We start from the raw sequence: 25479 nt of genomic DNA, 5'->3' as shown, positions 1-25479 counted from the left end.
CCGCAGCGCCCGCCGGCGAGCGGCTGCGCTTCCTCGACTGGCAGCTCGACATCGCGGCACGCCGCCTCGTCAACCGCGGCGGCGTCGAGGTGGTGCTGACCACCGGCGAGTTCGACCTGCTGAGCGTCTTCGTGCGCCACCCGGGCCGGGTGCTGTCGCGCGACTTCCTGCTCGAGCACACGCGCGGCCGCGAGGCCGCGCCGTTCGACCGCACCATCGACGTCCAGGTTGGCCGCCTGCGCAAGAAACTCGAGGCCGAGCCGGAAAGCCCGCAGCTGATCAAGTCGGTGCGCAGCGCCGGCTACATCCTGGCCGTGCCGGTGGTGCACGACTGAGCGTCACCCACCGGGATCCCGCATGCCGAACACCGTCGAAGACCCACTGCCCGGCGAAGGCCGGCTGTTCCGCTCGCTGTTCGCCGCCTACCCGGACGCGCTGCTGCTGGTCGACGCGCAGGGGGTGATCGTGCGCGCCAACCCGGCCGCCGCGACGCTGCTGGGCTACCAGGTCGACGAGCTGGCCGGCCTGACGGTGGACGCGCTGGTGCCCGACGCCATCCGCCCGCGCCATGCCGGCTACCGCCACGCCTACGGCATGAGCCCGAAGCCGCGGCCGATGGGCACGCAGATGGAGCTCAGCGCGCGCCGCCGCGACGGCAGCGAGGTGATGGTCGAGATCGCGCTGAGCCCGCTGCAGGACCAGGGCCTGCCCTACGTCGTGGCCGCCATCCGCGGCATCGGCGCCTACCCGCGCGTGCAGCAGGCGCTGCAGCGCGCGCGCTACAGCGAATACGTCGCCAAGCTCGGCCGCCTGGCGGTCGACACGCGCGACCCGCAGGAGCTGCTGCGCCAGGTGCCGGTCATCGCCGCCGAAGCCCTGCAGGTGATGAGCTCGGTGGTCTACCTGCTGGAGCCGAACCGGCTCGAGTTCCGCCTGGCCGCCGGCGTCGGGCTGGGCGGCGAGGAGGTCGAGGGCCGCAGGCTGCCGAACCGCCCCGACACGCCGCCCGGCTTCGTGCTGGCCGAGGGCCGGCCGGTGATCGTGTCCAACTACGCGCGCGAGACGCGCTTCAAGGTGCCGGCCGATTTCGTCGCGCGCGGCATGGTGAGTGCGCTGTCGGTGCCGCTGACCGACCGCGGCAGCATCATCGGCACGCTGGCGGTGCGCGCACGCGAGTTGCGGCGCTTCGGCGACGACGAACTGCGCTTCCTCGATTCGCTGTCCAGCCTGCTGACCACCAGCCTGCAGCGCGCGCAGACCGAAGAGCACCTGAGCCATGCGCAGCGCATGGAAAGCGTCGGCCAGCTCACCGGCGGCATCGCGCACGACTTCAACAACCTGCTGACGGTGATCCAGGGCAACCTGCAGGTGCTGGAGTACGAACCGGCGCTGGCCGACGACCCGCGGCTGCAGCAGATGCTGGGCGCCGCCGCGCGCGCGGCCAAGCGCGGCGCCGAACTGACCGGCAAGCTGCTTGCCTTCTCGCGCCGCCAGCGGCTGGTGCCCACGCGCGTCGAGCCGGCCCAGCTGCTGCACTCGCTGACCGACATGCTGCACCGCACGCTGGACGAGCGCATCGAGATCCGCATCGACGCCGCGGCCGGCTGCCCGGCCTGCCGCGCCGACCCGGGCCAGCTCGAGTCGGCGCTGCTGAACATCGCGATCAACGCGCGCGACGCGATGCCCGACGGCGGCACGCTGTCGTTCACCTGCCAGCCGTGCCGGCGCGTGCCGGCAGCGCTGCATGCCGACCTGGGCGAGGCCGCGCAGCGCGAGGACGCCTTCGTCGCGATCAGCGTGGCCGACACCGGCCACGGCATGCCCGAGGGCGTGCTCGACCGCGCCTTCGAGCCGTTCTTCACCACCAAGGAGGCGGGCCGCGGCACCGGGCTCGGGCTGAGCACGGTGTACGGCTTCGTGCGCCAGTCGCGCGGCGCGGTCGCGCTCGAGTCGGCGCCCGGCGAGGGCACGCGCGTCACGCTGTACCTGCCGCGCGACGATGCGGCCGGCGAGCGCGTGGCCATCCCGGCGGCTGCCTCGCTGCGGCCGGGGCTGCGCGTGATGGTGGTGGAGGACGACCCGGAGGTGCTGGCGGTGTGCCGCAACTTCCTGCTGGCGCTGAAGTGCGAGGTCACGGCGCACGCGGCGGCCGAGCCGGCGCTGCAGGCGCTGGGCGGCGCGCAAGCGGTCGACCTGCTGCTCAGCGACGTGGTGCTCGGGTCCGGCATGCGCGGCACCGAGCTGGCGCGCCGTGCGCAGGCGCTGCGGCCCAGCCTGGCGGTGCTGCTGATGTCGGGCTATTCGTCGGAGGCGATGGCCGGCGACACCGCGGCCGACCTGCCCTGGGAACTTCTGCGCAAGCCCTACTCGCGCGAGGAACTGGCCGACGCCATCGCGCGTGCGCTGGCCGCCGGCTCAGGCCCGCGCTGAGTTCACTGCAGCGTGCGCGACAGCGGCGTCATCGCCGTCTGGATGAACCCCGTCAACGCGCTGATGCTGTCGATGCACAGGTCGCGCCGGCCCTTCTCGGTGAAACGGATCACGTTGCACCTGGCCATGCGCGACAGCGCGCGGCTGACGGTTTCCAGCGTCATGCCCAGGTAGTTGCCGATCTCGGCACGCGTCATGCGCAGCGTGATCTGGTCGGCGCGCAGGCCGCGCTGCGCCAGCGACTCGGCCCAGTAGCGCAGGAAATCAGCGACGCGCGCGTCTGCCGGCAGCGTGCCAAGCGACAGCAGCGAGTCGCGGTCGCGCGAGATCTCGCGGCTCATCGCGGCGTGCATGACGCCCAGCAGCGCCGGCTGCGCGACGCAGGCCGCCAGCAGCGCCTCGTAGCGCACCGACCAGACCTCGCCGGTGTCCATCGCGATCGCGTCGCAGCCGTACTGGCCGTGCGCGATGCCGTCGAAGCCCATCCAGTCGCCCTTGAAGTGCAGGCCCACCACCTGTTCGCGACCGTCGGCGGCCACGTTCACCGTCTTGAAGAAGCCCGAGTTGATGATGTACAGGCACTGGAATTCCTGGCCGCCCTGGAACACCGCGTCGCCGGCATGCACGATGCGGCGCTGCACGCCCACCGATTCGTTGAGCAGCCGCAGCGAGTCGTTGACGCGGGCACAGACCGAGGCGGCGTCGGGGCGCGGGGCCGGTGCGGCCAACACGGCCACCGGCGGGCGCTGGGGAGTGGCATCGGCGGGCATCGAGGCGGCTGCGGTGTACATGGTGGGGGGCTCCGGGGGTCTTTCGTTTGATGTCCGTCAGCTTAGGAAGCACTCGTCAACACAGCGCGACACGCCGGCCTCGCTCGGTAACACCGGGTGAACCGAATGTGTCCGGCGTGTATCGGCCGGGCCCTGGCACGAACGAGACGCGCGCGGCTTGACGCCCGTCAAACCCGGGCGCGGCGCGGCCTCTAGGCTTGCCTGCATGCCCACCGTGGGCACCAGGAGCCCGCCATGTCCACCCCCGTCCCCCTCCGTCCGCAGCGTCACGCGGCCACGCCCTCCCGCGCCGCGGCGCGGCCGTCCGGGCTGCGCGATCGCCTGTCGGTGGGCGCCTTGTCCAGCCTGGTCGTCGGCTCGATGATCGGTTCCGGCGTGTTCTCGCTGCCGCAGAACATGGCGGCCGGCGCCGGGGCGGGCGCGATCCTGATCGGCTGGGCCATCACCGCGGCCGGCATGCTGGCGCTGGCGCTGATGTTCCTGCAGCTGGCGCAGGCGCGGCCCGAGGTGGGCGGCGGCGTCTACGGCTATGCGCGGGCCGGCTTCGGCGACTTCGTCGGTTTCCAGTCGGCCTGGGGCTACTGGCTGTCGGCGCTGATCGGCAATGCCGGCTACCTGGTGATCATCTTCGCGTCGCTCGACGCGCTGCTGCCGCAGGCCGGCTTCGGCGCCGGCAACACGCCGGCCGGCATCGCCGGCGCCTCGCTGCTGCTGTGGGGCTACCACGCGCTGGTGCTGCGCGGCGTGCGCACCGCGGCGGCGGTGAACACGCTGGTCACGCTGTCGAAGCTGGTGCCGCTGCTGCTGTTCGTGGTGCTGGTGGCGCTGGCCTTCAAGGCGCCGACCTTCTCATTCTCGCTGTGGGGCGACGCGAAGCTCGGCCCGGTGTTCGACCAGGTGCGCTCGACCATGCTGGTGACGGTGTGGGCCTTCATCGGCATCGAGGGTGCCTCGGTGTTCTCGGCGCGGGCGCGCAGTGCCGGCGACGTCGGCCGCGCGACGATGCTCGGTTTCGCGGTGACGCTGGCGCTGTACATGGCGATCACGCTGCTGTCGCTGGGCATCGTGCCGCAGGCCGAGCTGGCGCAGATGAAGAACCCGTCGATGGCCGGCGTGCTGCAGCAGGTGGTCGGCCCCTGGGGCGCCGTGCTGGTCAACCTGGGGTTGCTGGTGTCGGTCGGTGGCGCGATGCTGTCGTGGACGCTGCTGGCCGCCGAGGTGCCGTTCAGCGCCGCGCGCGACGAGGTGTTCCCGCGCCGCATGGCCGCCGAGAACGCGCGCCAGGCGCCGGCCGCCGCGCTGTGGTGGAGCAACGGCATCGTGCAGGCGGTGCTGCTGCTGTCGCTGCTGGCGGGCAATGCCTACCTGGCGCTGATCAAGCTCGCCACCTCGACCATCCTGGTGCCCTACCTGCTGTGCGCGCTGTTCGCGGTGCAGGCCGGCCGGCGCGATTCGCGCCTGCTGCTGACCGGCGCGGTGGCCGCGCTGTACAGCGCCTGGCTGGTGTATGCCGCCGGCCCGCTGTACCTGCTGCTGACCACGCTGGTGTATGCGCCCGGCCTGGTGGTGCACGCGTGGAGCCGGCGCGCGCGCGGGCTGCCGATGCTGGCCGGCAACGTCGAGCGCGCCGTCGCCGGGGCCTTGCTGGCCGCCGCCGCGTTGACCGTCGTGCTGCTGGCCAACGGCACGCTCGACCTGGCGAAGATCTGAGGCCGGCGCCATGAAATGGGGAGTGCATTCCGAGATCGGGCGCCTGCGCAGCGTCCTGGTGTGCCGGCCCGGGCTCGCGCACCTGCGCCTGACGCCCGACAACTGCCGCGACCTGCTGTTCGACGACGTGATGTGGGTCGAGCAGGCGCAGCGCGATTTCGCGCAGTTCACCGGCGCGCTGGCCGGCCGCGGCATCGAGGTGCTGGAGCTGCACGAGCTGCTGGCGCAGACGCTGGACGAGCCGGAGGCGCGGCGCTGGGTGCTGGCACGCCGCGTGCTGCCCGACAGCGTCGGCCCCGGCATGCTGGACGACCTGCACGCGGCGCTGGCCGAGCTGCCGTCGGCGCGGCTGGCCGAGCTGCTGATCGGCGGCATGACGCGCGCCGAGCTGCCGTTCCGCCCCGACGGGCTGCTGGGCGCCTACCTGGAGATGCAGGATTTCGTGCTGCCGCCGCTGCCGAACAGCCTGTTCACGCGCGACAGCAGCAGCTGGATCTACGGCGGGCTGTCGCTGAACCCGATGTACTGGCCGGCGCGGCGCGGCGAATCGCTGCTGCTGGCGGCCATCTACCGCTTCCATCCGCGCTTCGTCAATGGCGGCTTCGAGACCTGGTGGGGCGACGGCGAGCACGACCACGGGCTGGCCACGCTGGAAGGCGGCGACCTGATGCCGCTCGGCCGTGGCGTGCTGCTGGTGGGCATGGGCGAGCGCAGCAGCCCGCAGGCCGTGCTGCAGCTGGCGCAGCGCCTGTTCGAGCGCGGCGCCGCGACACGCGTGATCGCGGCGCAGATGCCGCGCAGCCGGGCTGCGATGCACCTGGACACGGTGTTCACGCCGTGCTCGCAGGAGGTGGTGACGTATTTCCCCGAGGTGGCCGACCGCATCGTCTGCCACGAGCTGGAGCCGGCGGCGCGCCATGGCGCGCCGCGCATCCGCACGCTGGCCGGGCGGCACCTGCTGGACGTGGTGGCCGACGCGCTGAGCGTGCCGGCCTTCCGCGCCATCGCCACCGGCGGCGATTCGTTCGAGAGCGCGCGCGAGCAGTGGGACGACGGCAACAACCTGCTGGCGCTGCAGCCGGGCGTCGTCGTCGGCTACGACCGCAACACCTACACCAACCGCCGCCTGCGCGAAGCCGGCGTCGAGGTGATCGAGATCCCCGGCGGCGAACTCGGCCGCGGCCGCGGCGGTGCGCACTGCATGAGCTGCCCGCTGGCGCGCGACGCCGCCATCTTCTGAAGGACTTTGCACCATGGCCTACAACCTGAAGAACCGCAGCCTGCTGTCCCTGGGCGAGCTGAACGCGCGCGACATCCAGCACCTGCTGGAGATGTCGCACGAGCTGAAGCGCGCGAAGGCGGCCGGCACCGAGCAGCAGACGCTGCGCGGGCGCAACATCGCGCTGCTGTTCGAGAAGGCGTCGACGCGCACGCGCTGCGCCTTCGAGGTGGCCGCCTTCGACCAGGGCGCCAACGTCTCCTTCATCGGCCCCGGCGATTCGCAGCTGGGCGAGAAGGAAAGCATCAAGGACACCGCGCGCGTGCTGGGCCGGCTGTACGACGCGATCGAGTACCGCGGCTTCGCGCAGACGACGGTGCGCGAGCTGGCGGCGCACGCCGGGGTGCCGGTCTACAACGGCCTCACCAACGAGTTCCACCCGACGCAGATCCTGGCCGACCTGATGACGATGCAGGAGCAGTGCGACAAGCCGCTGCGCGAGATGAGCCTGGCCTACCTGGGCGACGCCCGCTACAACATGGGCGATTCGCTGCTGCAGGGCGCGGCGCTGATGGGCCTGGACCTGCGCATCGCGGCACCGCGCGCGCTGTGGCCGGCGCCCGAGATGATCGCGCAGGCCCAGGCGCTGGCGCGCGTGAGCGGCGCACGGCTGTCGTTCACCGAGGCGCCGCTGCAGGCGGTGGAAGGCGCGGACTTCATCTACACCGACGTCTGGGTCTCGATGGGCGAACCCGAGGCGGCCTGGGCCGAGCGCATCGCGCTGCTGCGCCCGTACCGCGTGGATGCGCGCCTGATGCAGGCGAGCGGCAAGGCGTCGACACGCTTCATGCACTGCCTGCCGGCCTTCCACAACCGCGACACGCGGCGCGGCGAGGACATCTTCCAGCGCTTCGGGCTGGACGGCATGGAGGTGAGCGAGGAGGTGTTCGAGTCGCCGGCCTCGGTGGTGTGGGACCAGGCCGAGAACCGGCTGCACACCATCAAGGCGCTGCTCGTCGCGACGCTGGGCTGAGCGATGCGCATCGTGGCCGCCCTGGGCGGGAATGCATTGATCCGGCGCGGCCAGGCGCTGTCGGTCGAGGTGCAGCGCGAGAACCTCGCTGCCGCGGCCGCCGCGCTGGCCCCGCTGGCGCGCGGGCACGAGCTGGTGGTCACGCACGGCAACGGGCCGCAGGTCGGCTGGCTGGCGCTGCAGGCCGCGGCCGGGCAGGCCGCGGGCCAGTCGCCGACGCCGCTGGACGTGCTGGGGGCCGAGAGCGACGGCATGGTCGGCTACCTGGTCGAGCAGGCACTGCAGCCCCACCTGGGCGGGCAGCCGGTGGCGACGCTGCTGACGCAGGTGCGGGTGGACGCGGCCGATCCGGCCTTCGCGACGCCGACCAAGCCGATCGGCCCGATCTACCCGTTGTCGGCGGTGCAGGCGATGGCCAGCCGCGGCTGGCAGTTCGCGCGCGACGGCGACGGCTGGCGCCGCGTGGTGGCTTCGCCGCGACCGCTGCAGGTGATGGAAATCGAGGCGCTGCAGCGGCTGCTGGCGGCCGGCGTGGTGGTGGTGTGCGCCGGCGGCGGCGGCATCCCGGTGGTGGAGCGCGCAGGTGCGCTGGTGGGCGTGGAGGCGGTGGTCGACAAGGACCACGCCAGCGCCTTGCTGGCGCGCGAGTTGCAGGCCGACCTGCTGTTGCTGCTGACCGACGTGGACGGCATCTGCAGCGATTTCGGCACGCCGTCGCAGCGGCTGCTGGCGCAAGCGACGCCGGCCTTGCTGGACCGCCTGGTGCTGCCGGCCGGCTCGATGGGGCCGAAGGCGGCGGCGGCGGCCGATTTCGTGCGCACGACCGGGCGGCGCGCGGCGATCGGTCGGCTCGATGCCGTTGCGGCGCTGGTGGCCGGCACGGCCGGCACGCAGGTCACGCGCGACGAAACCGACTTGCGTTGAATCAACCCGGCGGCGCGACAAAGGCGTACCTTGTCGACATGCTGCAACGCCCTGCCCCGTTCCGCCCGATCCGCTCGATCCTGATGCTGGCCGACAGCTTGCCGCGCACCGCGGCGCGGCTGGCGCTGGCCCGCGACCTGGCCGAGCGCCACGACGCGCAGGTGACGGCGCTGTTCGCGGCCTCGCCGCTGCACGGCGAGCCGCAGGGCCTGTTCGGCGCGGTGGCCGGTGCCGCCGCGGTGGCCGACCTGCCGGATGCGCGCCGGCGCGCGCGCGAGCGGCTGCTGGACGAGATGACCGGTGGCGAAGAGCTGCCGCGCGTGCGCTGGGGCGAGGTCGTGCACGAGCCGGTGCTGCAGGCGGTGGTGCAGCATGCGCTGTGCACCGACCTGCTGGTGCTGGGCCAGCGCGACCCGGCGGCAGCGCAGCACGACCTGCCGGCCGGCTTCATCGAATCGCTGCTGATCGAGAGCGGCAAGCCCGGGCTGATCGTGCCGGACCAGGGCGCGGTCAGCGCGACGCCCGGCTGCGTGCTGGTGGCGTGGAAGCCGGCGCGCGAGGCGGCACGGGCCGTCAGCGCGGCACTGCCTTTCCTGCAGACGGCGCGCGAGGTGCACGTGGCCAGCTGGTCGCGCGCGCCGGTGGTGGGCGCGGCGAGCGGGCTGGACATCGTGGGCCACCTGCAGGCGCACGGCATCGCGCCGGTGCTGCACCAGCACGGCCACGAGCCGCGCGCGATCGGCGAGGCGCTGCAGGCGCTGGCGGCGCAGCTCGGGGCCGAGCTGCTGGTGATGGGTTGCTATGGGCAGGGGCGGCTGCGCGAGCAGGTGCTGGGCGGCGCGACGCGCTCGCTGGTGCACCGCGCGCGGCTGCCGCTGCTGATGGTTCATTGACGAACGACTGGACGAACGAAAGGAAACCCCATGAAGATCCTGATGGCCGTGGATGGCAGCGCCTGCACGCGGCGCATGCTGGCTTACGTGGCGGCGCACGAGGAGTTCCTCAGTGCCGCGCACGAGTACACGATCCTGACCGTGACGCCGCACGTGCCGCCGCGCGTGACCGGCTATTTCGACCGCGCGACGCTGGAGGGCTACTACCGCGACCAGGCCGAGGAGATCCTCGGACCGGTGCGCGCGTTCGCGAAGCAACAGCCGTGGAAATCCGAGTTCGTGAGCCGCGTGGGCCATGCACCGGACGTGATCGCCGAGCTGGCCAAGCAGGGCCATTTCGACCTGATCGTGATGGGGTCGCACGGGCACTCGTCGCTGGGCGGCGCGGTGCTGGGCTCGGTGACGACGCGGGTGCTGGGGCATTGCCAGACGCCGGTGCTGGTGATTCGCTGAGGGTTGTGGCGCGATCCCGGATTGGCATCCGGGCTACGTCAGCTCCAGCACCATCCGCAGCACGTCATCGTCCTGCGCCCCCGCTGCCGCGACGAACCCCAGCCGCTCGGCCAGCCGGCGCATCCCCAGGTTCTCGCGCAGCACCAGCCCCACCAGGCGCTGCGTGCCGCTGCGCCGCTCGTTCTCGCACAGCGTGTCCATCAGCAGACGGCCCAGCCCGCCGCGCTGCAGGTCCGAGCGCACCGTCACCGCGAACTCGGCCTCGATGCCGTCCGGGTCGCGCACCGCGCGCGCCACGCCCAGCGTCTCCTCGTCGCCCTGCGGCCCGCGCCGCACCGCGATGAAGGCCATCTCGCGCGCATAGTCGATCTGCGTCAACCGCGCCAGTTCGCCGTGCGCGAACGAGCGCCGCGCATTGAAGAAGCGCAACCGCAGGTCGTCCGGCGTCAGCCGCTCGACGAAGCGCCGGTGCTGCGGCTCGTCCTCCGGCCGGATCGGCCGCAGCAGCAGCCGCTCGCCCTGCCATTCCACCTCGCGCGCCAGCTCGGCCGGGTACGGCAGGATCGCGAAGTGCCGCACGCCCGCCGGCGCGCTGCGATCCAGCCGCAGCCGCGCATCCAGCGCCAGCACGCCGTCGGCATCGGCCCACAAGGGGTTGATGTCCAGCTCGGCCAGCTCCGGCAGGTCGACCAGCATCTGCGACAGCGCCACCAGCACGTCGCACACCGCGTCCAGCCGCGCCGGCTGGTGGTCGCGGTAACCGGCCAGCAGCCGCGACACCGCGGTGCGCGACAGCATCTCGTGCGCCAGCGCACGGTTCAGCGGCGGCAGGCCCATCACGCGGTCGGCCAGCACCTCCACCGCGGTGCCGCCATGGCCCACCATCAGCACCGGCCCGAAGGTCGGGTCGACGCTCGTGCCGACGATCAGCTCTTGCGCCATCGGCCGCCGCGCCATCGGCTGCACCGTGAAGCCGGCCAGGCGCGCCTGCGGCAGCGCCTGGCGCACCCGCGCCAGCATGCGTTGCGCCGCTTCGCGCAGCGCCACCGCATCGGCGATGTCCAGTGCCACGCCGCCCGCATCCGACTTGTGCGAGATGTCGGGCGACACGATCTTCAGCGCCACCGGGTAGCCGATGCGCCCGGCCGCGGCCAGCGCCGCCTCGGCATCGGCCTCGACCACCACCGTCTCGACCACCGGCACGCCATAGGCCTTCAGCACCGCCTTGGCCTCGTGCTCCTGCAGCATCTCGCGCCCGTCGGCCAGCACGGCATCGACGATGCGCCGCGCCGCCGCGAGGTCGGGCACGCCGTTCTCGCTGGCGCTCGGCGTCTCGATCAGCGCCGCCTGGTTGCGCCGGTAGCTGCGCAGCATCGCGAACGCGTTCACCGCCTCTTCCGGCGTCGCGTAGTCGGCCACCCCCGCCGCCTCGAAGATGCCGCGCGCCTGCGCCACCGAGGCATCGCCCAGCCAGCAGGCCATCACGCGCTCGGTCGCACCGCGCAGCAGCGGCTCGCAGGCGCGCGCGATCTCGGCGCTCGGCACGATCGCGGTCGGCGCGTGCATGAACAGGATCGCGCCCGCCTGCGGCTGCGCCAGCAGCACGCGCAGCGTGTCGACGTAGCGCTGCGCCGGCGCGTCGCCGATGATGTCGATCGGGTTGCCGTGCGACCAGGTCGGCGGCAGCACCGCGTCCAGCGCCGCGCGCAGCGCCGGCCCCGGCTCGGCCAGCGCCAGGCCGGCGCGCGCCGCCGCATCGGCCGCCATCACGCCGGCGCCGCCGCCGTTGGTCATCAGCGTCAGCGCCTCGTCGCGGTTGGCGCCGAAGCGCGCCAGCGTCTCGGCGGCGACGAACAGCTCCTGCAGCGTGTCCACGCGCAGCATGCCGGCGCGCCGGATCGCCGCGTCGAACACCACGTCCGAGCCGGCCAGCGCCCCGGTGTGCGAGGCCGCCGCGCGGATGCCGTTGCCGGCCCGCCCGGCCTTCACGACGATCACCGGCTTGTTGCGCGCCGCGGCCCGCGCGGCCGACATGAACTTGCGCGGTGCCTCGATCGATTCGATGTACAGCAGGATGGCGCGCGTGTGCGCGTCGCTGGCCAGCTGGTCGAGCAGGTCGCCGAAATCGACGTCGGCATGCTCGCCCAGCGAAATCATGTGCGAGAAGCCGACGCCGCGCGACTTGGCCCAGTCGAGCACCGCGGTGACCAGGGCCCCCGACTGCGACACGAAGGCCAGCCCGCCGGCCAGCGCGTCGGTGTGCGCGAAGCTCGCGTTCAGCCCGAGCCGCGGCGTCAGCAGCCCCAGGCAGTTCGGCCCCAGCACACGCAGCCGGTGGCGCCCCGCGGCCTGCAGCATCGCCTGCTTCTGCGCCGCGTCCAGCCCGGCCGTCATCACGATGGCCGCGCGCGTGCCGAGCCGCCCGAAGGCGTCGACCAGCCCGGCGATGCTGTCCGGCGGCGTGCACAGCACCGCCAGGTCGGGCACCTCCGGCAGCTGGCCGGGCCGCGCGAACACCCGCTCGCCGTCCAGCGTGCCCAGCCGCAGGTTGAGGGCGCGCACCGGGCCGTCGAAGGCGCCGCCACGCAGGTTGCGCCACACGGTGGCGCCGACGCTGCCGGGGCGATCGGAGGCGCCGGCCACGGCCACCGAGCGCGGCGCCAGCAGGCGCTCCAGGTTCAGGACGCTCATCGCTCAGTGCGACATCAGTACCGGCACGGTCATCGACTGCAGCAGGCCGCGCGTCGCCCCGCCCAGCACGCGCTCGCTCCAGCGCGAATGGCCGTAGGCCCCCATCACGATCAGGTCGGCCCCCATGTCGGCGGCATGCGACAGCATCGCATCGGCGACGTCGATCGACGTCGTCTCGATGCGCACCTCGGCCGTCACGCCGTGCCAGGCCAGCCACTGGTGCAGGGCGTCCAGGCCGCGCCGCGCCTGGGCTCCGGGGGCCTGCCAGCGCACCACCTGCACCGACGAGGCCAGCTGCAGCAGCGGCAATGCGTCGCTCAGCGCGCGTGCCGCCTCGCGGCTGTCGTCCCAGGCCACCAGCACCTGCTTTCCCGGCGGCTCGGCCACGCCGGCATAGGGCAGCAGCAGCGTCGGCCGCGCGCTGTACAGCACCACCTGCTCGACCAGCCGCTGCGCGGCACGGTGGCCCGGCGCCGCCGGGTCGGCCTGCGACAGCACCGCGAGGTCGCTGCAGTGGGCGTGTTCGATCAGCGAGATGGCCTGGTCGGCCTCGTCGACCACCGGCTCGATCGCGCGCAGGCCGGCCTGGTGGCAGGCCCCGCGGAAGGTGTCGGCGGCGCGCTCGGCCTGGTCGCGCAATTCGTCCCAGGCGAGCGCCGCCAGGTCGCTGAACGCGGCCGCGCCCTCCACCGACCCCGGCAGGTCCAGCAGGCCGGTCGGGGCCAGCCCGACGAGGTGGCTGTCCATGCGCCGGGCCAGCCCGATCGCCGCCTGCGTGCGCCGCGCGCACGCGCTGCCCGGGTCCAGGAACAACAGGATGCTGCGGTAGCTCATCGCGATCTCCAGCAAGGAAACGATGGGCCGATTGTTGGGAGCGCCACGCCGCGGCGGCTTGATCCTGCGCAAGCCGCGGGCTCAGCGCGGCCCGGCGCGCTCCAGCTGGCGGCGCAGCTGCGCGATCTCGTCGAGCAGCTGCAGCACCAGCGCGGTGCCGCCGGGCCCGAGCTGCAGGTCGCGCTGCAGCCGCAGGGCCTTGCGCGCCCGCGCCAGCGCACCGGCATCGAAGCGCCAGTCGTCCGGCGCCGCGCCTTCGGGCGCCAGCACGCCCTCCTGCACCAGCTCGACCAGCGCATCGCGCTCGGCACCGCAGGCCCGCACCAGCTGCGCCAGCGAGAACGGCGTGGCGTCGTCCAGCAGCACCGCCTCGAACACGTAGGAATGCAGTTGCGCCATGGTCAGGCCTCCAGGTCGCGGCGCGGATCGAAGCCCGCGAACGAACGTGACAGTGCTTCATAGGCCTCGCGCTGCGCCGCGCTGCCGGCCGCCGGCGTCACCACGCGCAGCAGCACGTACAGGTCGCCCGGCGGCGTGCCCGGCAGGCCCTTGCCCTTCAGGCGCAGCTTGCGGCCGCCGGCCGAGCCGGCCGGGATGCCGAGTTCGACGCGGCCGTCGGGCGTGGGTGCATGGACCGTCGCGCCGAGCGCGGCCTCCCACGGCGCGACCGGCAGGTCGAGGTAGACGTCGCGCTCCTCGACCCGGAAGTGCGGGTGCGGCGCGAACGCGATCTCCAGGTACAGGTCGCCGGCCGGGCCGCCGCCCACGCCGGGCGCGCCCTGCCCCGCCAGGCGCAGCTGCTGGCCGGCCTTCACGCCGCGCGGGATGTTGACCTCGAGCGTGCGGTCGTGGAAGCTCACGCCGCCCTGCGCGTCGTGCACCGGTGCGCGCAGCGACAGCGTGCGGCGCCCGCCGCGGTAGGCATCGGCCAGGTCGATCACGACCTTGGCATGGTGGTCGCCGCCGCCCGCCGCCATGCCGCCGCGGTGCATGCCGCGCGAACGCTGGCCGAACAGCGACTCGAAGAACTCGCTGAAGTCCGTGCCGGCCGCAGTGCCCGCGTCGCGGCCGCTGAACTCGTAGCCGCTGCCCCAGTCCGGCGGCGGCTGGAACTCCTGGCCGCGCGGGTGGCGCCGGCCCAGCTCATCGTAGGCGGCGCGCTTCTCCGGGTCCTGCAGCGCCTCGTAGGCCTCGGCGACGTCCTTGAAGCGTGCCTCGGCGTCCGGCTCCTTGCTGACGTCGGGGTGGTACTTGCGCGCCAGTTTGCGGTAGGCCCGCTTGATCTCGTCCTGCGTGGCGCTGCGCTCGACGCCGAGTGCGGCGTAGTAGTCCTTGAATTCCATGGTGCGATGTCAGGGCTGCGGTGGACTCGAAGGGCGCAATCTGCGCCAGCCGGCAACGGCGAGCCGTGCGGCGTGCAAGACCCTGCGCCGGATGCGGGTTCAGACGTGCCGCTCCTTCACGCGCACGCCGTCGGCCACCGCCGGCGGCGGGTAGACGATCACGCGGGCGCCGGGCGCGAGCCCCTGGCGCACCCAGGCCTCGGTGGCATTGCGCGCCACCACCGTCACCGGCGCCAGGCGGGCGCGCCCGCCGTCGACGACGAACACCGCCATCGCGGCCGCATCCGCCGCATCGGTGCGCGGGAACACCGCGCTGACCGGTACCTTGACCACGCCGTCCTGCGCCAGCGTCAGGATGCTCACCGAGACGCGGTAACCATCGCCCAGCGCCGCCCACTCGGCCGCCGCGCTGGTCAGTTCGACCAGCACGCGCACGCGCTGCTCCTCGACGCCCAGCGCCGACACCTTGGTGAAGCCGGCCGGCTCGATGCGCCGCACGCGGCCCTGCAGCGGGCCATCGCCGCCCCACTGCCCGATGCGCACCGCCGCGCCTTCGCGCACCTGCAGCGCATCGGTGGTCAGCAGCTCGGCCACCACCTCCAGCTGGCGCACATCGCCCAGTTCGATCAGCGGCGTGCCGAGCGCCACCGTCGCCTCGCTCGGCTGCGCGATGCGCATCACCCGCCCGGCCACCGGCGAGCGCACGCTGAAGCGGCGCGCCGCGGTGGCCGGCGTGCGCAGCGCGGCCAGCGCGGCGCGTGCCTGCTCGACCTCGTGCCCGGCGGCATCCAGCTCGCCGCGCGCTGCATCCAGCTCCTTCTGCTCGACCAGCGCCGCCAACCGGTCGACCTCGAGCCGCGTCGGCGACAGGAAGCCCTGCGCCGCCAGCTGCTCGCTGCGCCGCGCCTCGTTGCGCGCCTGCAGCAGCGCGACCCGCGCGCCCTCGACGCGCGCCACCGCGCGCTGGCGCTGCGCCTCGGTCACCTCCAGCCGTGCCTGCTGCTCGCGCCGCGTGCGCTCGTCCAGCATCGGCGGCAGCGCCGGCGCCAGCTCAGCGACCACGCTGTCGGCCGCCACCCAATCGCCCTCGCGCAGCGCGATGCGCGACAGCTGCCCGGCCAGCGGCGCCGACACCACGTAGCGCTCGCGCAGCCGCGTCTTCGCGTCCTCGGACACGGTGGCCTCGAAGCGCCCGCTCGTCACGCTGCCCAGCTCCACCTCGACCGGCCGCGGCGCGAACGCCCACGCGAACAGCGCCGCCAAGGCGATGGCCGCGGTCCCGCCGGCCAGCCAGCTCTTCTTCAGGTGCGGCAATGGCTTCATGGTCAATCCCTCGTCTTCAATGCCGCCACCATGTCGAGCCGGTCGATGCGCCGGCGCACCACGAGTGCGCTGGCGGCGCCCGCCACCATCACGCACAGGGCGGCCCCGGCGTAGGTGCGGGCGCGAATGACGACCGGGAAATAGAACTGGTCCGACTTGAGCAGCTCGACGATGCCGTGCGTGACGGCCCAGCCCATCAGCATGCCCAGCGGCAGCGCCAGGCCGATGACCAGCGCCAGCTCGCCCAGCAGCAGCCCCGAGACCTCGCCGCGCGTGAAGCCCAGCACGCGCAGGCTGGCCAGCTCCCACGCACGCTCGGCCAGCGAGATGCGCGCGTTGTTGTAGACCACGCCGACCGCGATGACGACGGCGAAGACGGTCAGGATGGTGCCCATGATGCGCACGTTGCGCGCGCTGATCTGCTGCAGGTTGCGCAGCATGGTGGCCTTGCTCCAGGCCCCGGCGATGCCGGGCAGCGCCTTGGTGCCCTCGAGCGCGGCGTCCTCGCCGCCGCGCTGCAGCGCGAGCATGAAGCCGGTGGCCAGGTCGCCGTCGCCGAGCGCGCGGTTCAGCGACGGCCGGTCCATGTACGCGTTCAGCCCCATCATCTCGCGCACCGTGCCGCCCACCACCACCTCCAGCGTGCGCGCACGCCCTTCCAGCACCTCCACCTGCAGCCGGTCGCCGGGGCGCACGCCCAGCTTGTCGGCCAGCCGGTCGGTGAGGATCAGCCCGCGGCCGTCGAGCAGCGTCTGGCGCCCGTCGGCATCGACCACGCGGAACAGCTCGGCGCGCGGCGCATAGCCGCGGATCAGGCTGCGCTCGCGGCGGTGGCCGTGCACGAAGTCGACCGCGACGAAACGCGTGCTCTCGACGTCGCGCACGCCCGGCAGGCGCAGCAGCTCGCGGCGCGCGCCGTCGTCCACCGCCTCGGCGGCCCACACCGTGATGTCGCCGCGCAGGCTCAGGTTGAACTGGCTGTCGACCACCACGTCGATCGCGTCGCGGAAGAAGTTGCCGAGCACGACGATCGCGACCGCCGCCGCGACGCCCGCCACCGACAGGCTGCTGCGCAGCGGCCGGCGCTCGAGGTTGCGCACGATCATGCGCAGCGCCGGGTTCATGCCCTTCACCCCCATGCGCTCGAGCAGCGTGCGCCGGTAGTGGCCGGGCGCCGGCGGGCGCATCGCCTCGGCCGGCGCCAGCCGCACCGTCGCGGCGATGGCGTTCAGCGTGCCGGCCACCGCGGTCAGCAGCGTGATGCCGATGCTCACCGCCAGCAGCCACGGCGCGATGCGGTGCTCGAAGCTCGGGAAGCGGAAGAAGTCGGCGTACAGCCCGGTCAGCAGCGTGCCCAGCACCTTGCCCACCAGCACGCCGAGCAGCAGGCCGACCGCGACGATGGCCAGCACCAGCTTCAGGTAGTGCAGCCCGACGCTGCGGTTCGGGTAGCCGAGCGCCTTCAGCGCCGCGATCTGCTCGCGCTGCGTCGACACCAGCCGCGTCACGACGACGTTCAGCAGGAAGGCGGCGACGCCGAGGAAGATCGCCGGCAGCACGGTGCCGAGCACGCGCTGCTCCTTGATCTCGTTGTCGAGCATCAGGTGCGAAGACTGCTCGGCGCGGCCATTGGCCTGCCGTCCGCCATAGGGCGACAGCCGGCGCGCCAGCGCATCGATCACCGCCGGCTGCGACGCGCCGGGGGCCAGCCGCAGCGCGACCCGGTTGAAGGCGCCGCGCATGTCGTAGGCCGCGGCCAGCGTCTCGCGGTCGACCCAGAAGACGCCGAAGCCGCGCGTGTCGGGCATGCCCCACAGCCCGGCGAAGATGTACTCGGGCGACAGCGCGGTGCCCACCATCACCAGCGTGCGGCGCCGGCCGTTGAGCTGCGCGACCAGTTCGGCACCGGGCACGAGGCCGCGCGAGCGCGCGAAGCCCTCGGACACCAGCGCCTCGATGCGCCCGTCGGCCGACGGCCCCTCGGCCGGCGCGCGCCCGCTGCTCACCAGCACCCGGTTCAGGCCCTGCCCGCCGCGCGACGCGAAGCCGATCAGCTGGCCGAGCACCGGGTCGGACGAGCCGGGAACCTCGACGCGCGCCATCTCCTCCAGCGTGGTCTGCAGCTGCGCGACGCCGGCGATGGCGCCGAGCACGGCGGCCTGCGCCTCGGGCGCGCGCTTGACGGTGGCGAAGACGTCGGCGAAGCGGCCGCGCGCATAGAAGTCGTCGCGCGCCAGCGCCAGCGAATCGACCGCCGACAGACTGGTGACGAAGCCGCCGATGCCGCTGGCCACCACCAGCGCGATGGTGAGCGCCTGGCTCCACATCGCGCGCAGGTCGCGCAGCAGCTTGCGATCCAGTGCGCGCATCGCGGTCACCAGGCCAGCTCGGCCGGCTGCAGCTTGTGCGCGTTCGCCTGCACGCGCTGCACCCGCCCGTCGCCCAGCGTGACGACGCGGTCGGCCATGCCGGCGATGGCGGCGTTGTGCGTGATCACGATCGCGGTGGTGCCGAGCTCGGCGTTGATGCGCGCGATCACCTCCAGCACCAGCTTGCCGGTCTGGTAGTCGAGCGCGCCGGTCGGCTCGTCGCACAGCAGCACGTCGGGGCGCTTGACGATGGCGCGCGCGATCGCGACGCGCTGCTGCTCGCCCCCCGACAGCTGGGCCGGGAAATGGTCGCGCCGCGGCGTCAGCCCGACGCGGTCGATCGCCTCGTCGACCGGCATCGGGGCGGTGGCGATGTCGGTCACCAGCGCGACGTTCTCGCGCACCGTCAGGCTCGGGATCAGGTTGTAGAACTGGAACACGAAGCCGACGTGCTCGCGCCGGTAGGCGGTGAGCACGTCGTCGCCGGCCGCGCTCAGGTCCTGCGCGTTGAACCACAGCTGCCCGCTGGTCGCGGTGTCGAGCCCGCCGAGGATGTTCAGCAGCGTCGACTTGCCGCTGCCCGACGGCCCGAGCAGCACGATGAACTCGCCGCGCCCGACCTCCAGGTCGACCGCGCGCAGCGCGTCCACGCGCACCTCGCCGCTTCCGTAGGTCTTGGTGAGTTGCAGCGCACGGAACACCGGCGTCGCGGAAGCGAGGTCATTCATCGGCCCCGAGCTTATGCAGGCGCAGCCGCGGCGGCTTGAGGCAGCGCAAGCCAGGCCGCGGTCCAAGTCGCAGCCGATCCGTTCACGCGGTGCGCGGGCGGAACAGCCGCTTGGCCGTCTCCACCGTCGCCAGGTAGCCGAGCGTCAGGCCGCCCATCGCCAGCAGCACCTCGCCCGGCAGCGCGACGAATCCGAAGAACGCGGCCCAGGGCGAGAACGGCAGCGCGGCGGCCAGCGCGACCACCGCGAGGCTGGTCAGCACCAGCCAGCCCGAGGGGCGGTCGCGCCAGGCCGCGCGCGGCGTGCGGATCAGGAAGATCACCAGCGCCTGGGTCGCCATCGACTGCACGAACCAGGCGCTCTGGAACACCGCGGCCGGCACGTGCATCACGCCGTAGAGCAAGCCGAACGCCAGCAGGTCGAACACCGAGCTGAGCGCCCCGAAGCGGAACATGAACCCGCGCACGCGCGCCGCGTCCCAGCGCTGCGGCAGCAACAGGTCCGCGTCGTCGACCCGGTCGGTGGGGATCGGCAGCTCCGACAGGTCGTACAGGAAGTTGTTCAGCAGGATCTGCAGCGGCAGCATCGGCAGGAAGGGCAGGAACAGCGCCGCCGCGGCCATGCTGGCCATGTTGCCGAAGTTAGAGCTGGTGGCCATGCGGACGTACTTGTCGACGTTCAGGAACGAGCGCCGGCCCTCGCGGATGCCGTCGCGCAGCACGTCCAGGTCGTGCGCCATCAGCACCAGGTCGGCGGCCTGCTTGGCGACGTCGACGGCGGAGTCGACCGAGATGCCGACGTCGGCGGCATGCAGCGGCGGCGCGTCGTTGATGCCGTCGCCGAGGTAGCCGACCACGTGGCCGCCGGCCTGCAGCGCGCGCACCACGCGCTGCTTCTGCTGCGGGTTGGTGCGGCAGAACAGGTTGGCGCGCACGGCCGCGGCGCGCAGCGCGGCCTCGTCCATCGCGGCGATCTGCGTGCCCGTCACCACGCCATCGACCACCACGCCCAGCTGCCCGCACAGGTGGCGCGTGACGGCCTCGGTGTCGCCGGTGACGATCTTCAGCGCAACGCCGTGCTCGGCCAGCGAGCGCAGCGCGGCAGGTGCGGTCGGCTTCGGCGGATCGGCGAACGCGACCCAGCCTTCGAACACCAGGCCGCGTTCGTCGGCCACCGCGAGCGGCGCGGCGCGCGCCGGTTCGAGCTCGCGCACCGCCACCGCGAGCAGCCGCAGGCCCTGCGCACCCTCGGCCTCGAACTGCCGTGCGAGCCGCTCGCGCGCCGCGTCGTCCAGCGGCAGCGGGCCGCCGGCCGCGGCGACGAAGGCGCACTCGCGCAGCACGTCCTCGGGGGCGCCCTTGACCACCAGCAGCCGGCGCTGCGCCGCGGCCAGCAGCACCGACGCGCGGCGGCGTTGGAAATCGAACGGCAGCTCGCCCTGCTTGTGCCAGCCGCCCTCGCCGGGCGTCGCGTGGTGCAGGAGAGCGTCGTCCAGCGCCGACCCCAGCCCGGCCCCGAAATGGCTGTTCAGCCACGCCAGTTCGAACACCCGCGGCGCGGGCGCGCCCTGCGCATCCAGCGCGTGCTCGACACGCGGGCAGGCCAGCGTCAGCGTGCCGGTCTTGTCGGTGCACAGCACGTCCATCGCGCCCAGGTCCTGCACCGCGGACAGCCGTTTGACGATCACCTTCAGGCGCGCCATGCGCAGCGCCCCGCGCGCCAGCGTCACCGAGACGATCATCGGCAGCAGCTCCGGCGTCAGCCCGACCGCCAGCGCGACGGCGAACAGGAAGGACTCCAGCAACGGCCGCGCGGCCAGCGTGTTGACCAGCAGCACGAACAGCACCAGCGCCATCGTCACGCGCGTCAGCATCACGCCGAAGCGGCGCGTGCCGCGCTCGAAGGCGGTCGGCGGCGGATCGGCGGCGATCGCCTGGGCCAGCCGGCCCAGCTCGGTGGCCGCGCCGGTGCGCTCGACCTGCATCTCGCCGCTGCCGCCGACCACGTTGCTGCCCATGCGCAGCGCGGCGTCGGGCGCGGGGCCGTCCGGGCGTTTCTCGACCGGCCAGGTCTCGCCGGTGAGCGCCGACTGGTCGACGAACAGGTCGGTGCCGGCCAGCACCCGGCCATCGGCCGGCACCACGTCGCCGGCACGCAGCAGCAGCACGTCGCCGGGCACCACCCGCGTCGCGTCGACCGCCTGCTCGCGCCCGTCGCGGCGCACGCGCACGCGCAACGCGACCGCCTGGCCGAGCGCGTCGACGGCGCGGCCGGCGCGGTGCTCCTGGAGCATGTCGAGCGCGACGCTCATCAGCACCACCACCGCGACAAAGCCGAAGCTGGCGGCGTCGCCGGTCAGGGCCGACGCGAGCGACGCGCACAGCAGCACCAGCACCAGCGGGTTGAGCAGCCGCGCCGCGGCGGATTTCAGCAGCGACGGGCGCACCGCGCCGGGCAGCCGGTTCGGCCCGTGGCGGCGCAACCGGTCGGCGGCCTGGCGCCGCGACAGCCCGTGCGCCGGCGGCACCGTGCCGTCAGCGCTGGTGGACGTAGCGACCGGGGGCATCGTCGAGCGCCGGATGGCCGGAGGCCGCATCGCCCCGCGGCGGCGGCACGACGCGGCGGCGGCTGGAGTGCCGCACGAGCCAATCCGCCCATGCCGTCCACCACGAACCGGCGCTCACGGGCGTGGCGGCCAGCCAGTCGTCCGGGCCCAGGCGTGGCGCGCCGGGCGGCAGGTGGCGCAACCGGTAGCTCGCGCGCGCATCGCCGGGCGGGTTGACGATGCCGACGTTGTGGCCGCCGGCCGTCAGCACGAAGGTCTGGTCGGCATCGCACAGCGACTGCAGCCGGAACACCGAGCGCCACGGCGCGACGTGGTCCTGCAGCGTCGCGACGCTGAACACCGGCACGTGCAGGTCCATCAGGTGCACCGGCTCGCCCTCGACCCGCCATTCGCCGCGCGCGAGCGCGTTGTGCAGGTAGAAACCACGCAGGTATTCGAGGTGCATGCGGCAGGGCAGCCGCGTGCCGTCGGCGTTCCAGGCCATCAGGTCGGTCATCGGCGGGCGCTCGCCGAGCAGCAGCTCGCGCACGCGGCGCGACCACACCAGGTCGTTCGAGCGCAGCAGCTGGAAGGCGCCGGCCAGCTGCCGCTTGTCGAGCGTGCCGCGCAGCCGCATCGACTGCGCGAGCCGCTCGACCTGGTCTTCGTCGATGAACAGCGCCAGCTCGCCCGGCTCGGCGAAATCCGTCTGCGCCGCGAGCAGCGTGACGCTCTTCAACCGGCCCGGCGCGTGGCGCGCCAGCCAGGCCGCGACGGTGGACAGCAGCGTGCCGCCCAGGCAGTAGCCGCAGGCATGCACCGCCGCGCCCGGCACGATGGCCTCGATGGCCTGCAAGGCATCCAGCACCCCCAGGCGGGCATAGTCGTCCATGCCCAGGTCGCGGTCGCCGGCGTCGGGGTTCTTCCACGAGAGCGCGAACACCGTGAAGCCCTGGTCGACCAGGAACTTCACCAGCGAATTGGCCGGCGACAGGTCGAGCACGTAGTACTTCATGATCCAGGCCGGCACCAGCAGCACCGGCTCGGCCTGCACGCGCGGCGTCGCCGGCGCGTACTGGATCAGCTCGACCAGCCGGTTGCGCAGCACCACGCGGCCGGGCGTCAGCGCCACCTGGCGGCCCGGCTCGAAGGCCTCGGCCCCGGGCGGCGGTCGGTCGGCGCCCTCGTGCAGCGCGTCCTGCGTCACCTGCGCCAGGCCGCGCAGCAGGTTGCGCCCGCCTTCGCGCAGCGTGCGCTGCCGCACCACCGGGTTGGTCAGCACGAAGTTGGACGGCGACAGCATGTCCAGCCACTGGCGCGCCGCGAACGCCACCATCTGCTCGTGGTGGCGGCCGACGCCGGGCACGCCGCTGCAGGCCTGCTGCCACCACTGCTGCTGCAGCAGGAAGCACTGCGACAGCGCATGCCAGGGCGGCGCCTGCCAGGCCGGGTCGGCGAAGCGGCGGTCCTGCGGCGCCGGCTCGATCACGGTCGCGCCCGCCAGCGCCTGCACGGCGCGCGCGCCCTGGCCGAATGCCAGGCGCGCCAGCTCGACCTGCCGGCCCGGCGCGGCGGCCAGGTGCAGCCACCAGTCGGCCAGCGCGCCGCCGCCCGGCACCGGCAGCTCGGCGAACGGCGTCATGCGCCGATGCGCATCACGACGCGGCCTTCGATGTCGCCGTGCTTCATGCGCGCGAAGATCGCGTTGATGTTGTCGAGCCGGTCCTCGGTGAAGATGGTGTGCACCTTGCCTTCGCCGGCGAAGGCCAGCGCCTCCTGCAGGTCCTTGCGGGTGCCGACGATGGAGCCGCGCACCGTCTTGGCGTTCAGCACCACGTCGAAGATCGGCAGCGCGAAGTCACCCGGCGGCAGCCCCACCAGCGACATCGTGCCGCGCTTGTGCAGCATGCCCAGCGCCTGCGAGAAGGCCTCGCGCGAGACCGCCGTCACCAGCACGCCGTGCGCGCCGCGCAGGCTGCGCTGCACCTCCTGCACCGGGTCGGCGGTGCGCGCGTTGACGGTCATCTCGGCGCCCAGCCGCTGGGCCAGCGCGAGCTTGGCGTCGTCGACGTCGACCGCGATGACGTGGAAGCCCATCGCCTTCGCGTACTGCACAGCCAGGTGCCCGAGGCCGCCGACGCCCGAGATCGCGACCCAGTCGCCGGGCTTGCAGTCCAGCCCCTTGAGGCCCTTGTAGACGGTGACGCCGGCGCACAGCACCGGCGCGATCTCGGAGAAGCCGACGTTGGCCGGCAGGTGGCCGACGTAGCCGGGATCGGCCAGCACGTACTCGGCATAGCCGCCGTTGACGGTGTAGCCGGTCATCTGCTGCTCGTCGCACAGCGTCTCCCAGCCGGTGATGCAGTGCTCGCAGCGGCCGCAGGCGGTGTGCAGCCACGGCACGCCCACGCGGTCGCCCTCGCGGATGCCCTTGACGCCGGCGCCGACGGCGGCGACGTGGCCGACGCCTTCGTGCCCGGGGATGAACGGCAGCCGCGGCTTGACCGGCCAGTCGCCGTCGGCGGCGTGCAGGTCGGTGTGGCACACGCCCGAGGCGACCACCTTCACCAGCACCTGGCCGGCCGGCACCTCGGGCACCGGCACCTCGGTCAGCGTGAGCGGTTGCCCGAAGGCGTGGACGACGGCGGCTTTCATCATCGGCATGGCGTTCTCCTGGAAATGAGCTGCACCTTAGGTCTGCGCCGCCGGCGCGACCTTGAGCGGCATCAAGCCGCGGCCCGCACCGCCATCGAAGAATCCGGGCATGGACAACGACACCGCCACCCCCACCGCGGGCCCCGGCCCGGCCCACCTGCTGGCGCTGCGCGGCCGGCTGCTGCACCGCCGGCAGGTGCTGTGCGACGAGCTCGACGTGCTGCCACCGGAGTGGACGGACGCCGGTGGTGCGGCGGTGGCCGACACCAAGGACGGCGCGGCCTCGACGCAATCGGCCGAACTCGACGATGCGCAGGCGCAGCGGCACTGGCGCGAGCTGAAGCAGGTGCAGGCCGCGCTGAACCGCATGGACTGGGGCCTGTACGGCGACTGCGCCGAATGCGGCGAGCCGATCGCGCTGCAGCGACTGCTGGCCGAGCCCGCGGCGGTGTGCTGCACCGCCTGCGCAACCGCGCTGGAGCGCCGCGCCCGATGACGGACGCGAGCGATGCCATCGCCCCCTTGCTGGTGTCGACCCTGTCCGGGCTGTTCGCCGAGCGCGTGCGGCGCAGCCCCCACGGCCTCGCCTACCGTCGCCACGACGCCATCGCCGGCCGCTGGGTCGACGTGAACTGGCAGGACGCTGCTGCGCAGGTGGCGCGCTGGTCGCAGGCGATCGCCGCGATGCTTCTGCCGCCCGGCGCGCGTGTGGGCATCCTGCTGCCGAACGGCCTGGACGCCGTGTGCGCCGACCTTGCCACGCTGGCCTGCGGCGCGGTGCCGGTGCCGATGCATGCCCTGGACAACCCGGCCAGCATCGCCTACATCCTGGCCGACTGCGAAGCCACGCTGCTGGTGGTGCACGACACCGCGCAGTGGCAGGCCATCGCGGCAGCCGGCATCGCGCTGCCGGCGCTGCGCTGCGTGGTCAGCACCACGCTGCCCGGCGACCGCGTGCCCGACAGCCCGGTGCCGCTGCGCATGCTCGACGCCTGGCTGGCCGCCGCTGCGCGCGCGGCACCGCAGGCGCTGCAGGCGCCCCGGGCCGACGACCTGGCCGCCATCGTCTACACCTCGGGCACGACCGGGCGGCCGAAGGGCGTGATGCTGACGCACGCCAACGTGCTGTCGAACGTGATGGCGGTGCTGGCCCATGCGGAAGTGCGCAGCGACGACGTGTTCCTCTCCTTCCTGCCGCTGTCGCACACCTTCGAGCGCACCGCCGGCCACTACCTGCCGATCGCCGCCGGCGCCTGCGTCGCGCATGCGCGCTCGGTGGCGCTGCTGGCCGAGGATCTGCACAGCGTGCGGCCGACGGTGCTGGTGTCGGTGCCGCGCATCTACGAGCGGGTGCTCGCGCAGCTGGACGACCGGCTGGCCGGCTCGCGGCTGAAGCGCACGCTGTTCGAGTGGGCCCAGGCCGTGGGCTGGCGGCGCTTCCGGGCGCGCCAGGGCCTGGCGCCGGATCCGCAGGCTGCGTCGCGCGGCGCGTGGCTGGAGGCGCTGGCCTGGCCGCTGCTCGACGCGCTGGCCGGGCG

General features: G+C 73.4%; 21 protein-coding genes. 10 read left to right on the top strand and 11 right to left on the bottom strand.

The annotated features are described in order from the left end of the window. Both AC1DYN_RS24720 and AC1DYN_RS24715 read left to right on the top strand, forming a co-directional pair. Nucleotides 1–335 (top strand): winged helix-turn-helix domain-containing protein (locus AC1DYN_RS24720; RefSeq protein ID WP_477964012.1); only part of this gene is annotated, 335 nt, incomplete at its 5' end. Nucleotides 336–357: 22 nt separating this feature from the next. Then, nucleotides 358–2430, top strand: a complete 2073-nt coding sequence (locus AC1DYN_RS24715) for a PAS domain S-box protein (RefSeq protein WP_477964010.1) — start codon at nt 358–360, stop codon at nt 2428–2430. 2 nt (nt 2431–2432) lie between these two features. On the opposite strand, the gene AC1DYN_RS24710 is transcribed toward AC1DYN_RS24715, so the two are convergent. Beyond that, entirely contained in the window at nt 2433–3221 is a 789-nt protein-coding gene (locus tag AC1DYN_RS24710) for a Crp/Fnr family transcriptional regulator (protein ID WP_477964008.1), read from the bottom strand. Nucleotides 3222–3455: 234 nt separating this feature from the next. On the opposite strand from AC1DYN_RS24710, the gene AC1DYN_RS24705 reads away from it, so the two are divergent. Genes AC1DYN_RS24705 through AC1DYN_RS24680 form a run of 6 tightly spaced genes read left to right on the top strand, consistent with a single transcriptional unit; the run spans nt 3456 to nt 9453 of the window. Continuing rightward, nucleotides 3456–4931: a basic amino acid/polyamine antiporter gene (locus AC1DYN_RS24705; protein WP_477964006.1), complete on the top strand. Its 1476-nt coding sequence runs from the start codon at nt 3456–3458 to the stop codon at nt 4929–4931. A 10-nt stretch (nt 4932–4941) separates the two neighbouring features. Beyond that, nucleotides 4942–6171 carry an arginine deiminase gene (locus tag AC1DYN_RS24700; RefSeq protein ID WP_477964004.1) on the top strand — a complete coding sequence of 410 codons (1230 nt, stop codon included), beginning with the start codon at nt 4942–4944 and terminating at the stop codon, nt 6169–6171. 13 nt (nt 6172–6184) lie between these two features. Then, nucleotides 6185–7183, top strand: a complete 999-nt coding sequence (gene argF, locus AC1DYN_RS24695; RefSeq protein ID WP_477964002.1) for an ornithine carbamoyltransferase — start codon at nt 6185–6187, stop codon at nt 7181–7183. A gap of 3 nt (nt 7184–7186) precedes the next feature. Then, on the top strand, nt 7187–8107 hold the full coding sequence (locus AC1DYN_RS24690; RefSeq protein ID WP_477964000.1) for a carbamate kinase: 921 nt from the start codon (nt 7187–7189) through the stop codon (nt 8105–8107). A 38-nt stretch (nt 8108–8145) separates the two neighbouring features. Next, the gene (locus AC1DYN_RS24685) at nt 8146–9000 is read left to right on the top strand and encodes a universal stress protein (protein WP_477963998.1); all 855 of its coding nucleotides are present in this window, start codon (nt 8146–8148) and stop codon (nt 8998–9000) included. 30 nt (nt 9001–9030) lie between these two features. After that, entirely contained in the window at nt 9031–9453 is a 423-nt protein-coding gene (locus tag AC1DYN_RS24680; protein WP_477963996.1) for a universal stress protein, read from the top strand. Between the two features lie 33 nt (nt 9454–9486). Here AC1DYN_RS24680 and AC1DYN_RS24675 read toward each other — a convergent pair whose 3' ends face one another. The 10 genes from AC1DYN_RS24675 to AC1DYN_RS24630 all read right to left on the bottom strand — a co-directional run bounded on the left by AC1DYN_RS24675 (nt 9487) and on the right by AC1DYN_RS24630 (nt 23950). Continuing rightward, a complete protein-coding gene (locus AC1DYN_RS24675) occupies nt 9487–12144 on the bottom strand; it encodes a bifunctional acetate--CoA ligase family protein/GNAT family N-acetyltransferase (protein WP_477963994.1) in 2658 nt (885 codons plus the stop codon). A 3-nt stretch (nt 12145–12147) separates the two neighbouring features. Continuing rightward, complete coding sequence (locus AC1DYN_RS24670; RefSeq protein ID WP_477963992.1) at nt 12148–12978, bottom strand: universal stress protein; 831 nt, start codon at nt 12976–12978, stop codon at nt 12148–12150. A gap of 81 nt (nt 12979–13059) precedes the next feature. Beyond that, on the bottom strand, nt 13060–13377 hold the full coding sequence (locus AC1DYN_RS24665; protein WP_477963991.1) for a chaperone modulator CbpM: 318 nt from the start codon (nt 13375–13377) through the stop codon (nt 13060–13062). A gap of 2 nt (nt 13378–13379) precedes the next feature. Further along, on the bottom strand, nt 13380–14321 hold the full coding sequence (locus AC1DYN_RS24660; protein ID WP_477963989.1) for a DnaJ C-terminal domain-containing protein: 942 nt from the start codon (nt 14319–14321) through the stop codon (nt 13380–13382). 99 nt (nt 14322–14420) lie between these two features. Further along, on the bottom strand, nt 14421–15644 hold the full coding sequence (locus AC1DYN_RS24655; protein ID WP_477963987.1) for an efflux RND transporter periplasmic adaptor subunit: 1224 nt from the start codon (nt 15642–15644) through the stop codon (nt 14421–14423). Nucleotides 15645–15646: 2 nt separating this feature from the next. Further along, nucleotides 15647–18013: an ABC transporter permease gene (locus tag AC1DYN_RS24650; RefSeq protein WP_477963985.1), complete on the bottom strand. Its 2367-nt coding sequence runs from the start codon at nt 18011–18013 to the stop codon at nt 15647–15649. A 5-nt stretch (nt 18014–18018) separates the two neighbouring features. After that, nucleotides 18019–18741, bottom strand: a complete 723-nt coding sequence (locus AC1DYN_RS24645; protein ID WP_477963983.1) for an ABC transporter ATP-binding protein — start codon at nt 18739–18741, stop codon at nt 18019–18021. A gap of 82 nt (nt 18742–18823) precedes the next feature. Continuing rightward, a complete protein-coding gene (gene mgtA / locus AC1DYN_RS24640; RefSeq protein ID WP_477963981.1) occupies nt 18824–21307 on the bottom strand; it encodes a magnesium-translocating P-type ATPase in 2484 nt (827 codons plus the stop codon). Further along, entirely contained in the window at nt 21276–22928 is a 1653-nt protein-coding gene (locus AC1DYN_RS24635) for a PHA/PHB synthase family protein (RefSeq protein ID WP_477963979.1), read from the bottom strand. Before AC1DYN_RS24635 ends, mgtA begins: the two co-directional genes overlap by 32 nt. Beyond that, nucleotides 22925–23950, bottom strand: a complete 1026-nt coding sequence (locus AC1DYN_RS24630) for a zinc-dependent alcohol dehydrogenase (protein ID WP_477963977.1) — start codon at nt 23948–23950, stop codon at nt 22925–22927. The genes AC1DYN_RS24635 and AC1DYN_RS24630 overlap by 4 nt, the downstream gene beginning before the upstream one ends. 100 nt (nt 23951–24050) lie before the next feature. Between AC1DYN_RS24630 and AC1DYN_RS24625 the strand changes: the two genes are divergently transcribed. After that, nucleotides 24051–24437, top strand: coding sequence for a TraR/DksA family transcriptional regulator (locus AC1DYN_RS24625; RefSeq protein WP_477963975.1), 387 nt, complete (start codon nt 24051–24053; stop codon nt 24435–24437). Beyond that, nucleotides 24434–25479 (top strand): AMP-binding protein (locus AC1DYN_RS24620; RefSeq protein ID WP_477963973.1); only part of this gene is annotated, 1046 nt, incomplete at its 3' end. The genes AC1DYN_RS24625 and AC1DYN_RS24620, both read left to right, overlap by 4 nt.

Source organism: Rhizobacter sp. P2_D12 (assembly GCF_056404395.1).
Note: the sequence above shows the minus strand (reverse complement) of the source record. Positions and strands in the feature narration are given on the sequence as shown.